Source organism: Bacillus sp. RC51, from assembly GCF_044908115.1.
Classification (GTDB): domain Bacteria; phylum Bacillota; class Bacilli; order Bacillales; family Bacillaceae_G; genus Bacillus_A; species Bacillus_A mycoides.
Map to the genome: position 1 here is coordinate 644807 of NZ_JBIYCW010000002.1, position 12894 is coordinate 657700.

Consider the following 12894-nt stretch of genomic DNA (forward strand, 5'->3'; position numbering starts at 1 on the left):
GCAATAATGCCTATAAAAAGTAGGGGTCGGAAGGGATATAATTGATAATCTAATAAGTAACCTGAATAAATATCCCTTAAGAAAAAATAGACGTAAAATATTCAAGGTATTATATAAATTCAATCCAACGACTTCTAGAAGGGCCATTAAAGTGCTATTATGCAAAGTAAACATGAGCGTACTCCATTTATAAATAGCAAAGAACAAAAAAGGTATGGAAAAAAATCCATACCTTATATTTATAATTCAAGTTCTTCCATTATCTATGTATAAAAAAGCGCTGTATATCAGCACTTTTTAAAAGGTACGTGGATTTTAAAATAAAGGTTGTACATTATTAAAAGCGTAACTATGCACGGCTAAAAATAGATTCTTACTTTGTTAATTGTTATAAGGATCTATATGATTATTTATTTTTATTATTATTATTAATTTTTTCAGTGTATAGAACTTGTTCTTTGTAGTGTTTTTTTATTGGGAAAGTATGTGTACCAGAGCCGTTTTTGTATGTTTTATTGATGGGGTTTTTTAGAGGGATTGTTGTAGTTTCAGTAAATTCATATGGGTAGTTTATTTTAGATTTATCTTCAAACATGAAAATGCCTCCTTTTAGGATTTCCTGAATTCTTTACTATAACATGATATGCATATAGATTTTTTTTGGACTAGTTATTTATATAGGTTAATGGAATTTAATTACGTAACTACTGAAATATTTCAAAGGAAAACAATGTGAGAAATATATTATAATGATTTCTTTTATTTATTAGCGAAGGGAGTCTTGCATATATATTCGTTATAGATTGTTTTTATAATGTAATATATATAGAGTTTTCCTGATAATATAATGTGAAATATTATATTATTATTAGGTTATTAGGAACATTTAATGTTGTTTCACAACTGAAAGGGAATTGAAAAAGAACTGAAACTTTTCTCATAAAAATTCAATCTTACTTGAAAAATGAAAGGAAAATGAAATTTTCTAAAAGGAATTCTTTGTTAAGATAAAAAGCATACATACAAAAAAGTATTGACATATCTCAAAAAATGTATTTTCGAGATATAGTGGGGGAAAAGATGAGATTAGAAAAACAATTAATAAAAAAGATGTATTATGAAACATTCCTAATAGAGAATGAAACACACCCACCTCTTCAAGTACTTGGAGAAGCTTATGTAAACGAAGAAAAAAATGAGATTTCTGATGGATCTTATATTCGTTTTGCACAAGGTGAATTTTATTATCACCATCAAGATTTTGAAGCAGCTATTTTTAAATGGGAGAAAGTTAGTAATGAATTAGCGCCATGGGCACAAAAAAATATTGCGGATGCTTACTTCGAACTTAACCAATTATCAGTTGCTGAAAACGTGTATACTTCTATTAATACTGATAATAAAATACTGATGACCGAAATTGTACTGCAATTACTGTCTCTTTATATCGAGCAAAATAATTTTGATTCAGCTTTCGCTGCTATTAAAGAAGCGGTTTCTTTAAATCCCGATTATCCAAACGTCACAATAATTGCCCGTTCCTTTTATGAAGAACAGCAAGATTTTGATAGTGCAGTAGAGCTTGCTGTGAACGAGTTAATTCGAACAGAATCTTATCCGTGGTTTGAGGTTCTAAAAGAATATATCGATAAAGGATTTACTAAAAATATTTCACCAGACTATTTTTATAAAGTATTAGTTACATTAAATAATGTAGATCAAGTACACTTTACGCAAATTGTTTCATCACTTTGGCACAGCTATAAAGATGAACAAAATTACTTATTATGGCTCAACACAATAAATGAATTTTTCATACATATCGAAATACATTCGTCCGATATATGGGACGAAATTTCTTCTCTTTACGAAGAAACATACTTTGAATTAATTCAAGGTCAATATATGCTTAGACAATTACACGATATCATTCCAAATCTGTTAACAAATTGGTTAAAGGTAGTCAATCCCTCTCATGCTGTATTTCCATCTGCAGCAGTATTGGCATGGGATGAGATTTTTCCTTCTAAAATAGATTCAGCGGATATAAAAGATGCGGAAAAACTACTTTCATATTCTATTAATCATGTGAATGGCTTAGAGTATAGTTTACATCTTTTTGAATCTATTACACACTGGGCACAAGAACATGATTTAGAAATGGGTCACCGATTTAGCTGGTTAGTTGGTGAGGTTGCAGATTTAAGAACAAATCGCCTATTAGTAACTGGAACTTCAGGGAACGGAAAAGCTTCATTTATTAACTCTATTTTAGGAGAAAATATATTAGAAAACTCAATCTCAAATGTAGTTGTTTTTAAAAATGACGCTTATACAAAAATTAACGCTATAACAGATTCGGAAATTACAACAACTGAGAATTTCTCTGATTTCCATAACATGATGGCAGTGCACCGTCAAACATATAGAGATAGAGCATGTGTTGAATTTAAGTTACCGTGCAGATTTTTAAGTAAAAACAAACTTACATGCGTTGTTACACCTAGCTTTAATAGGAACAATGATGCGAGAGATGAGGTGTTTGAATATTTAAATTCTGTAGATGAATTATTATTCGTATTGAATGCGGATTCACCTTTTACTGACAAAGAACGTGACATTCTATTGAGTATCCAAGAACATACACCAAATCTACAAGTTCATTTTTTATTAAATAAAATTGATAACATTTACAATGAAGCAGAAGCAAAAAGAGTTATACAAGATACGCAAGTGAGAATTAACACATATTTCCCTAATGCAAGAGTTTTCCCTTATTCTTCGTTATATACAAATAGTAAACAACTAAACGATTTAACTGAGTTTATTCATTTTAACTTTAACCATAAAAATATTGATGCAGAACGTACTGAAAAGCTATTGTTTTTCATTCGAAAAACAATTACATATCTTTTGGATAAACGCGTTGAGAGTGAAAAAGATTTAGTGGATTCTATTAATTGGAATGAAGATATGTTAGTTAAACTTAATGGTTGTATTAATAACCTTACTGCTTTTGAGAAGGAAAAAATTCATTTAATTACAGAATCATATCGTACGATGAAAAGCGAAATTACTAATGATCTTAAAGAACATATTCCGAAACTATTGCAGAGTTGTTCCGATTTAATTAGTGAAGAAAGCGATTTTAGTCACATTGATATTGAACTAAACACAGCGATGAATGGAAGAGTGCAACAATATCTAGAACAAACTGTATTACCTAATCTTGCTCGCTCTATGCAGAATTGGATTGCGACTTCTAATAACGAGCTCCTTCAAAGTCAATTGTACTTAGCAGAAACCAGTGAAGGACTTAATTCTTTATTTGGAGAAAATCGAATACAGTTAGAATGTGACTTTAAAGTAATTGATGATTGGCGCAGAGATACTGATAGAATGACAACTAGAATACAAATGGAAGAAGTAAATATTTTACGCCGATTTACACCAGCACAATTTTTACTGAAAAGTGCCGGTAAATTATTTGGAGTTCTTCCTAAAAATAAAGCTATGCTATATAACAAATACAAACAGTATTTAGAAAATGAAGATTATACCGATGTAACGACTTCTATTATGAAGAAGTTTTTCTTGCAATTTGAGCTGTTTGAAAACACACAAGAGCGGGATATTAATATGTTCTTTAGAAATCCATTTGGTGCGTTGGAACAAGCTATAGAAAACACTCATTTAGAAATAAAAGAAAAACAAGATAAATTGCATAAAATGAAATCAAACCCTGAAGTTTACCATGATCCTATAAAGCTCTTTGAATTGAGATTACGTCAATGTGAAGTAATCTTGAATATAGGTGAGGGTAATTCCTATACAGATGTAACTTTAGAAACAAGCGTAGAATAAAAGTAAAATATATCAGGTTTTTATATAAAATTGCACCATGTGTTATAAGAAAGTAAAAAGGGAGCAACCTTTAATAAGTTGCTCCTTTTCCATATAGATTATTTTTCAGTTTCTTTAATTTTAGTTTTTACTTCTCCAGTTTTAATTTTATTACTTTCTGAGAAACGTAATAAATCGCCTTCAATAATTTTGTCAGACATTCGTAATTCATTTTGTGCACGGTTAATCATTTCTTGAGCTTCTTTTTTTGGTAAATCTACAACCTCACCTGTTTCTCGATTATAAAAAGTATGATTTGTATATGCATACTTGTCTGTAATAAAGCTACCATCACGTAAAACAACAAAACCGGTATATTCATCTGAAAACATATCATGGCCAAAACGGATATCGTTAGTAGTATCAATCCCTAATAAATTTAGAATAGTAGGTTTCATATCGATTTGTCCCGTAGGCTTTGAAATAGTTTGACCTTCTGTTTGGCCAGGGATATGAATATATAAAGGTGTGCGTTGTAAATTTAAAGTATCAAATTCTGTTATTTGATCTTTTTCTAAAAACTGTGCCATTGCGCGATTATGTTTTTCAGAAATGCCGTAATGATCACCGTATAACACAATAATAGAATCATCATACATTCCCTCGGCTTTCAAACGCTCAATAAATTTTTTAATTGATTCGTCTAAGTAACGTGCTGTTACGATGTAACGATCAAATACGCCATTACCAGAGTTGTATGGTTCAATGAATTTTGTATCTTCATCATACGTAAATGGATAATGGTTTGTTAAAGTAAGGAAACGAGCGTAAAATGGTTGATCAACAGTTTTTAATATATCTACTGATTGATCAAAGTATTCGATATCTTTTAATCCCCAATTTAAATTTGTTTCGGGTGTAATTTTGTAATCAAGTTCATTATAGTAACGATCATAACCAAGAGCGGAGTACATAATATTACGATTCCAGAATGTTGCGTTATTCGCATGGAATACAGAAGTGAAATAGCCTTGCTGACGTAAAATTTCTGGAGTCGCAGTATAATCGTTGTTACCGTGCGTGAAGAATACAGCACCTCGATTTAATGGATACAACGATGTATCTATTAGAAATTCAGAATCCGATGTTTTTCCTTGACCAGTTTGGTGGAAAAAGTTATCGAAATAATAGCTTTCATTTATGAATTCATTTAAGAATGGCGTAACTTCTTGACCGTTAACTGATGCACCTATTAAAAAGGTTTGCAAAGATTCAAGAGTAACGACAATTACGTTTTTTCCTTTCGCTGCACCAAACATATTAGGATTTGGTTCACTTTGGTTTGATTTTACGTAGTTTTCAGTTTCTTGTAATTTACTACTATCTGCAAGTGCCTTTTGGGATCCAGCCTTTACTTGTAGTGTTAAATCATATACTTGATGAGTGTATAGTCCTAAATTTTTCACAAGCATTACGCGGTCGAAGGATCTCGTTAATAATTCAGGTCGTTCTTTTTCTGCAAGCTGTAGATTTGCAAAAAATACACCAATTGTTAAAAGAAAATATAATAAGCGTGAAGAATGAGTTACACGTTCTGTTTTAAAGACTATTGCTTTCTTTTTTAATAAAATAAAGAAGAAAATAATGTCTACGAATGCGAGTATAGTTTTGTAGTTCAATATTTCTATAATACTGCCGCCTAATTGGCCGAAGTTTGATGTTTGTCCAAGTACTGGTAACGTAACGAAATCATTATAAAAATCATAGAACATTACATTCCCAACAAGTACGATTGTTAATAAGAGATTAATACATAGCGCTATATAATTTCTCTTTTCACCGGTTGCAAATAATGCTAATCCAACAAATGCTAACGATGCAGCGAGGGGGCTAATAAACAAAATAAGTTCTTGTATAGAAGACTCAATTTTTAAATCAAAACTGAATCGCGTAATAAGATATGTTTTTAACCATACTGCTAAAGCAATTATTATAACAAAGCTTATATTTTGCAGTTGTAAATTTATTTTATTCTTCATTTTTACACCTTCTTTATAGAATTTATTTAACTAATGTTATATATTATATTTTTATAACTATTAGAGTGTGGTGAACCATTTAGATTATATCTTTCTAAAGGTAATAATTTGAAGTATTCATATACATATAATGGAGAATTTTAAAGCGAAGTAACATAAATCTAATTTTTTTAGAAACGGAGCAGAAAAAGCCATAGTTGTAGTAAAAAATACTTATAGACATCCTAACATATTAAACACTACGGCGATGTTACAAAATATCGAACAAATAAAAGTGAAAATGAATAGAGACTTGTAAAACTATTGACATTAAATTTGTTAGAATTGAATGTCAATAGTTTTACATACATGGTTATATTAAATATGTATCTTGTAAAATCCCGATTCTTTGTGGGTTAATCAGTAGCACGGGAAGGATTTCATTCCTGCTATTACTACATAAGTAAAGTACTGGTGAAACTCAAAATGTTTGATTGGTATCTAAATTATAACAATTAAATGTCAGACAAGTATTTTCCAACATACAGGCCACTTGCAGCTGCTTGAGATAATGAATGAGTGACGCCTGAACAATCTCCAATTAAAAATAGCCCATTCATACTTGTTTCAAAATGGTTATTGATTTTTATTGTAGGAGCGTAGAACTTGCCATCAATTCCATATAATAAAGTATCTTGATCGATAGGTTCTTGGATAAATTGTTCTAAACGTAATAAAAATTTTTTGAGTCCTTCAATATATAGTGGAGGAATTTCTTTATTCAAGTCTCCATAATCTCCGTGTAGTGTAGGTTGTATACGATTATGTTTCATGTTGTTCTCCGCTGTAGGTTGTTTCTTTATTAAGTCCTCTAAACGCTGTATAACAATCCGATCTCGTCCTTGGTTAATGTTTTTAATAATTGAACTTGCGTATACATTTGCTTCTTTGAGAGTTGGAAAATAGCGCGGGATAAATAAAGTGAAATTTAAGTTAGAAGTGCCAGTTTCTTGCTCTCGGAAATTTTGACCGTCAGGCATAATCAAGCCGTCTTCGTACTTTCGAATAATGCGTCCTTTTGGATTCATACAGTAAGTAGTAGCCGTGAAAAGTTCATGCTCATAAGAAAGTTTCGTCTCAAATGTATTTTTTAATATAGAACGTAATTGGTGTTCTTTCATCTCTACTCTAATACCTAAATCTACACGAGTTTGCTCTTGAGAAATATTTAGAGAAGTGCACATTTCTTTTAACCAATCCGCCCCGGAACGTCCTGTTGCAAATACGAGTTGCTTAGATTGAACTATTCCTTGATTGGTATCTATTTTAAAATGATCTTTCTGCCTTATGATATGTTCTACATCTATATGGAATCGGATATTTATTTTCGTAAGTAAAAATTCGTAGAGCTGCTGAAAAATATTACTTGAAAGTGTAGTGCCAAGATGCCTTACTTCTGTTGTGAGCATTTGTAAACCACACGTTTCAGCTCTCTTATTAAGGGTTGGATTTTCTGTAGAATATTTTGAAACAGAATTTCCTCCGAACTGACATAGAATCTCATCTACTTCAGCCATAAGTTGTAAAAAGCCTTCTTTACCGACTTTTTGCTCAAGTTCTCCGCCAAATCCGTTTGTATAATTAAATTTTCCTTCAGATTTTCCTAAACCACCAAACCCGAAATATTTATCACATGTAGTACAATTACACACTTTTCCTTGGTCTAAAGGACAATGGCGATCTTCTAGCGCTTTACCTTTATCAAGAATTAAAATCTTTTTATTACTTTTAGCTAGTGAATAAGCCATAAAAATGCTACTCACTCCAGCTCCGATAATTGTAACATCATACATATTCTTTCACCTGCTAACGAATAGTTTGTTTTTTATTTTCTTAGTGTATAACACTTTTATGAAGTTAAGAAATAGCTTGTATTAATAAAGTCATAGTTGTGGATTTGATACTTTCTCAATTACTCTAAATGATGAATGAGATACAACAGTTTTTTATTTGAAAAGAGAGATACTTTTAAACAATCATTTTATCATATGGTTAATAAAAAGCTTAAATATAAAAAGAACAGACCTTTTAAGTAAAGAGGTCTGTTAATCATTTGAAATAGTTGTTAAGTGTATAAATTTGAAGGGAATTATAGTTTTATTTAGCGAAGACGTGGTTACCGATTACTGCTACTGTTTGACGTGTCGTAATCCATTTGTCTGTTGATGTTTTTGGGTTGTAGAAATAAAGCCAATCAGAATGTATTCCACTTGTGGAGATAGCCTCTTCTACAGCCATTTTTGCTTCAGCGCTTGCAGGCTGATTAATTCTACCATCGGTAACAGGAGTAAATGCATATCCGCGTTTAATAGGTTCATAAATAACACCTGTTATTGTATTTGGAAATCCTTTTGCATTTACTCGATTTAGGATAACTTTTGCTACAGCTACTTTTCCTTTATATGATTCGCCACCTGCCTCCGCGGTAACTAAGCGTGCCATTAAGTCTTTTTCTTTTTCGGAAATACTGGAATTAATTTTCAAATGTTGTCCTGTATAAAGCTTGTTACCGACTGTGTTGTTAATTTGTTTTATAGATTGAACGGTTACGTTGTAGCGCTTTGCTATCGTTTCTAATGAATCTCCCGGTTGTACTTGGTAAATAATTTGTCCAGAAGTGTTCGTAGTTTTTTCGTTTTGATGAACTGTAACCTCATTTGATTTCATAGATTCTGGAATATGTAACTGTTCTCCAATAAAAGCTTGATCGTTTCCTTTATTATTCGCTTGTTTAATGGCCTGTATGGAAACGCCATATTGCTTACTGATGCCCCAAAGTGTATCATTCTTTTTTACTGTATGTATGGTGGAAGCTTCAGCTGTACTTTGATTACATACGAATGTAAGTGCTACTGCAGATAAAGGAAGTATATGTTTTATTTTTAATAATTTCATTGTAAATCCTCCTAATAAAAAATTAAGTTTTAGCTGTTGAATAATGTAGTTCAGAGTATATAAGGTACGTATTTATATTTTAATATAAGTATATTAGCACGTACGGAATAAATAATCATCATAAGTTTTTTATTTATATCATGTAGGACCCAAATATGAAATATTGCATATGAAAGCCCATTGAAGTTTATGTTGTTGATTACTATAATTTATCTAGTAGAAAGGGACTTTAAATTTTCCTAATGCATTGAGAATATGTGAATGTTTTTTTATTAACTACCCTATATTACATTCAATAAGTTTGATATAAAAACAGAAAAAGAGAGGAGTAATAATGAGCAATAAGAAATTTTTTTTGAAATTATTCATATGTAGTACTATATTTAGTACATTTGTATTTGCTTTAAATGATAAGCAAGTAGTTGCAGCTAGCTCTATTAATGAACTTGAAAATTGGTCAAGATGGATGCAACCTATACCCGATAACATACCGTTAGCACGAATTTCAATTCCAGGAACACATGATAGTGGAACGTTCAAGTTGCAAAATCCGATAAAGCAAGTATGGGGAATGACGCAAGAATATAATTTTCGTTACCAAATGGATCACGGAGCTAGAATTTTTGATATTAGAGGGCGTTTAACAGATGATAATACGATAGTTCTTCATCATGGGCCATTATATCTTTATGTAACATTGCATGAATTTATAAATGAAGCGAAACAATTTTTAAAAGATAATCCAAGTGAAACGATTATTATGTCTTTAAAAAAAGAGTATGAGGATATGAAAGGGGCGGAAAACTCATTTAGTAGTACATTTGAGAAAAATTATTTTCGTGATCCAATCTTTTTAAAAACAGAAGGGAATATAAAGCTTGGAGATGCTCGTGGGAAAATTGTATTACTAAAAAGATATAGTGGTAGTAATGAATCTGGGGGATATAATAATTTCTATTGGCCAGACAATGAGACGTTTACCTCAACTATAAATCAAAATGTAAATGTAACAGTACAAGATCAATATAAAGTGAGTTATGATGAGAAAGTAAACGCTATTAAAGATACAATAAATGAGACGATTAGCAATAGTGAAGATGTTAATCATCTATATATTAATTTTACAAGCTTGTCTTCTGGTGGTACAGCATGGAATAGTCCATATTATTATGCGTCCTACATAAATCCTGAAATTGCAAGCTATATGAAGCAAAAGAATCCTACGAGAGTGGGCTGGGTAATTCAAGATTATATAAATGAAAAATGGTCCCCAATACTTTATCAAGAAGTTATAAGAGCGAATAAGTCACTTGTAAAAGAGTAAAGATTGTCATGGTAAGAAGCGATGAAATACGTCGCTTCTTTTTTGTTTTCTAAAAATTAATATCAAATATAGTTTTACATATCGTACGTTCATGATAGAAAAAAATCGAAACTTAAGCTATAATTACTACATATAAAATTTGTACCTATAAATTTTATATGTAGTAATGAATTTGATTTGTTGTAATGAAACGGAGGTATATATTATGAAGTTTCCACATGATTTTTTATTCGGGGCTGCTTCAGCTTCTTATCAAGTAGAAGGTGCATGGAATGAGGATGGAAAAGGTGTTACGAATTGGGATGAGTTTTCAAAAATTCCTGGCAAAACATACAATGGGACAAATGGTGATGTAGCTGTTGATCATTATCATCGATATAAGGAAGATGTTCGCTTAATGGCTGAGATGGGATTAGAATCGTATCGTTTTTCTATTTCTTGGGCGAGAATTTTGCCGACTGGAGATGGAGAGGTAAATGAAAAAGGAATAGCATTTTATAACAACTTAATTGATGAATGTTTAAAGTACGGGATTGTACCGTTTGCCACTTTATATCATTGGGATCTACCATTACCGTTAGAAAAAGATGGTGGGTGGACGAATAAACGAACAGCAGAGGCTTTTGTAAAGTATGCAGAAATTTGCTTTAAGGCATTTGGTGATAGAGTGAAACATTGGATTACTTTTAATGAAACAGTAATGTTTTGTGGATTAGGCTATTTAAAAGGTGCACATCCACCAGGAATACAAAATGATGTTCCAAAGTATTTTCAAGCGACTCATTATGTATTTTATGCGCATGCGAAAACAGTTGCGGTGTACAAGCAGCTGAAACAGTATGGGGAGATTGGGATTACACATGTTTTCTTACCTGCTTATAGTGTGGATGATCAAAAAGAAAATATACTAGCAGCAACTCATGCGAATGAATATGAAACGTATTGGTACTACGATCCAGTTTTAAAAGGTGAGTATCCGTCTTATGTTGTACAACAATTAAAGGAAAATGGGTGGACTCCTAATTGGACGGTTGAAGAATTAGAAATCATTAAACAAAATGCCGAAAAAAATGATTTTATCGGCTTGAATTATTATCAGCCAATACGAGTAGAAAGATATGATATGGATATAAAGAGCGAGGAGCATTCTCGAGAAAACTCAACACTTGCTCCAGGTAATCCTTCTTTTGATGGTTTTTATCGAACAGTAAAAATGGATGATAAAACATATACCAAATGGGGTTGGGAAATATCTCCCGAAGGTTTCTTAGATGGATTGCATATGTTGAAAGCGCGTTACGGTGACATAAAGATGTATGTAACGGAAAATGGACTTGGTGATGAAGATCCAATCATTGACGGAGAAATTGTAGATGTTCCGAGAATTAAATTTATTGAAGATCATTTAAAAGTAGTGAAGCGTGCAATTCAAGAGGGAATTAATTTAAAAGGTTATTATGCATGGTCTGTTATCGATTTATTAAGTTGGCTAAATGGATATAAAAAGCAATATGGCTTTATTTTTGTCGATCATAATGATAACTTAAAACGTAAGAAGAAACTTTCGTTTCATTGGTATAAGCATGTGATCGAAACGAGAGGAGAAGAGTTATAACAGATAAAAGAGTATTTTAGGAGAAAGTGTATGAGTGCAAAGTATAAACAAATTGCTGATGTTTTAGAGCAAGACATTCGAGATGGGCTTTTTAATGAAACGAAAAAACTACCTACAGAAGAAGCGTTGATGAACCGATTTGAAGTAAGCCGTAATACGATACGTAAAGTAATTAGTCAGCTTGTGAATAGAGGCTATATTTTTCAAGTGCAAGGTAGTGGAATGTTTTTACGCGAAACTTCTGTAACAGATTACATTAATCTAGGCAGTTTGCGTGGATTAACGAAAAACCTCGTTTCACAAAATATTGAAACGAAAGTGTTAGAGCTTGAAGTAATAGATGCGGATGAAGAGATAGCAAAGCAGATGCAATGTGAAGTTGGAACTAGGTTATATTTTTTGAAGCGCTTAAGAATTGTAGATGGGAAACCATTCTCTATTGAAGTAAGTTATTTCAAAAAGGATATCATTCTTTATTTGAATGAAGACATCGCATTAAGCTCTGTATACAGTTATTTCATTGAAGATTTACGATTAAATATTGGCTTTGCCGATAAAGTTATTAGTTGTGAAAAAATAAATAAAGAAAATGCAAAGCTTTTAGAACTAAATGAAGGTGATCCAGCGCTTCTTATTGAAAATACAGTTTATCTTGTAAATGGAACAATTTTCGAGCTATCTCAATCAATGTTTCATTATGAAAAGACTAAACTTTTAAATCGGATTAATTTTAATTGAAAATGAATATAAGTAGCCTTGTAAAAAAGCAACTGGTCCTAAGTGAGCAGTTGCTTTTTATTTTTAAAGTGGATGAGCAAAAAAACACAAAAGTGGTTGGTCCGTTTTTTATAAACTTCTATTATGATAAGAGAAGAAAGGTAGTATTTTATTCATGCTTTAAAATAGACTGGCCTTAGAGAGGTGGAAGACAATGAGTTTTGCGATTTCACTAGTTGTTATTATTGTAGTTGTATCACTGTTTGGGACCGTACTAGTCGCACGAAATGTAGAGGAGAATTACGGTAAGTCTACAAAGAGGAATGTGAAAAACTTATCCGCTATCTATATCATTCTTCTTTTAGTGCTTCTTGTAGGAGTTACTTGGTATGCGGTCGTTATTTTATAAAGTTTGTATATGA

Annotated in this window: 9 protein-coding genes; 5 read left to right on the plus strand and 4 right to left on the minus strand. The window is 31.5% G+C overall.

All coding sequences use genetic code 11. The features are described 5' to 3' along the window. Nucleotides 1-406: 406 nt before the first annotated feature. Complete coding sequence (locus tag ABH959_RS08090) at nucleotides 407-595, minus strand: hypothetical protein (RefSeq protein ID WP_097914717.1); 189 nt, start codon at nucleotides 593-595, stop codon at nucleotides 407-409. Between the two features lie 485 nt (nucleotides 596-1080). Between ABH959_RS08090 and ABH959_RS08095 the strand changes: the two genes are divergently transcribed. Next, the gene (locus tag ABH959_RS08095) at nucleotides 1081-3864 is read left to right on the plus strand and encodes a dynamin family protein (RefSeq protein ID WP_113936847.1); all 2784 of its coding nucleotides are present in this window, start codon (nucleotides 1081-1083) and stop codon (nucleotides 3862-3864) included. 98 nt (nucleotides 3865-3962) lie between these two features. Here ABH959_RS08095 and ABH959_RS08100 read toward each other — a convergent pair whose 3' ends face one another. From ABH959_RS08100 to ABH959_RS08110, 3 genes are all read right to left on the minus strand, one after another. Further along, nucleotides 3963-5882, minus strand: a complete 1920-nt coding sequence (locus ABH959_RS08100) for an LTA synthase family protein (protein ID WP_404492423.1) — start codon at nucleotides 5880-5882, stop codon at nucleotides 3963-3965. A gap of 494 nt (nucleotides 5883-6376) precedes the next feature. Then, nucleotides 6377-7714 carry an NAD(P)/FAD-dependent oxidoreductase gene (locus tag ABH959_RS08105; RefSeq protein WP_113936849.1) on the minus strand — a complete coding sequence of 446 codons (1338 nt, stop codon included), beginning with the start codon at nucleotides 7712-7714 and terminating at the stop codon, nucleotides 6377-6379. 304 nt (nucleotides 7715-8018) lie between these two features. Beyond that, on the minus strand, nucleotides 8019-8816 hold the full coding sequence (locus ABH959_RS08110) for a cell wall hydrolase (RefSeq protein ID WP_113936850.1): 798 nt from the start codon (nucleotides 8814-8816) through the stop codon (nucleotides 8019-8021). Between the two features lie 334 nt (nucleotides 8817-9150). Here ABH959_RS08110 and ABH959_RS08115 point away from each other — a divergent pair, with 334 nt between their 5' ends. From ABH959_RS08115 to ABH959_RS08130, 4 genes are all read left to right on the plus strand, one after another. Continuing rightward, nucleotides 9151-10140 carry a phosphatidylinositol-specific phospholipase C gene (locus tag ABH959_RS08115; RefSeq protein ID WP_404492424.1) on the plus strand — a complete coding sequence of 330 codons (990 nt, stop codon included), beginning with the start codon at nucleotides 9151-9153 and terminating at the stop codon, nucleotides 10138-10140. A gap of 205 nt (nucleotides 10141-10345) precedes the next feature. Further along, nucleotides 10346-11755, plus strand: a complete 1410-nt coding sequence (locus tag ABH959_RS08120) for a glycoside hydrolase family 1 protein (protein WP_404492425.1) — start codon at nucleotides 10346-10348, stop codon at nucleotides 11753-11755. 30 nt (nucleotides 11756-11785) lie between these two features. After that, nucleotides 11786-12493 (plus strand): GntR family transcriptional regulator, encoded by a 708-nt coding sequence (locus ABH959_RS08125; protein ID WP_404492426.1) that lies wholly within the window; start codon nucleotides 11786-11788, stop codon nucleotides 12491-12493. Nucleotides 12494-12686: 193 nt separating this feature from the next. Next, entirely contained in the window at nucleotides 12687-12881 is a 195-nt protein-coding gene (locus ABH959_RS08130; protein WP_002066705.1) for a hypothetical protein, read from the plus strand. The last annotated feature ends 13 nt before the right edge of the window (nucleotides 12882-12894 follow it).

What these genes read in the sequence shown, in the direction of transcription:
- ABH959_RS08095 (WP_113936847.1), top strand. Translation starts at nt 1,081, where the DNA reads ATGAGATTAGAAAAACAATTAATAAAAAAGATGTATTATGAAACATTC.
- ABH959_RS08130 (WP_002066705.1), top strand. Translation starts at nt 12,687, where the DNA reads ATGAGTTTTGCGATTTCACTAGTTGTTATTATTGTAGTTGTATCACTG.
- ABH959_RS08100 (WP_404492423.1), bottom strand. Translation starts at nt 5,882, where the DNA reads ATGAAGAATAAAATAAATTTACAACTGCAAAATATAAGCTTTGTTATA.
- ABH959_RS08105 (WP_113936849.1), bottom strand. Translation starts at nt 7,714, where the DNA reads ATGTATGATGTTACAATTATCGGAGCTGGAGTGAGTAGCATTTTTATG.
- ABH959_RS08090 (WP_097914717.1), bottom strand. Translation starts at nt 595, where the DNA reads ATGTTTGAAGATAAATCTAAAATAAACTACCCATATGAATTTACTGAA.
- ABH959_RS08125 (WP_404492426.1), top strand. Translation starts at nt 11,786, where the DNA reads ATGAGTGCAAAGTATAAACAAATTGCTGATGTTTTAGAGCAAGACATT.
- ABH959_RS08120 (WP_404492425.1), top strand. Translation starts at nt 10,346, where the DNA reads ATGAAGTTTCCACATGATTTTTTATTCGGGGCTGCTTCAGCTTCTTAT.
- ABH959_RS08110 (WP_113936850.1), bottom strand. Translation starts at nt 8,816, where the DNA reads ATGAAATTATTAAAAATAAAACATATACTTCCTTTATCTGCAGTAGCA.
- ABH959_RS08115 (WP_404492424.1), top strand. Translation starts at nt 9,151, where the DNA reads ATGAGCAATAAGAAATTTTTTTTGAAATTATTCATATGTAGTACTATA.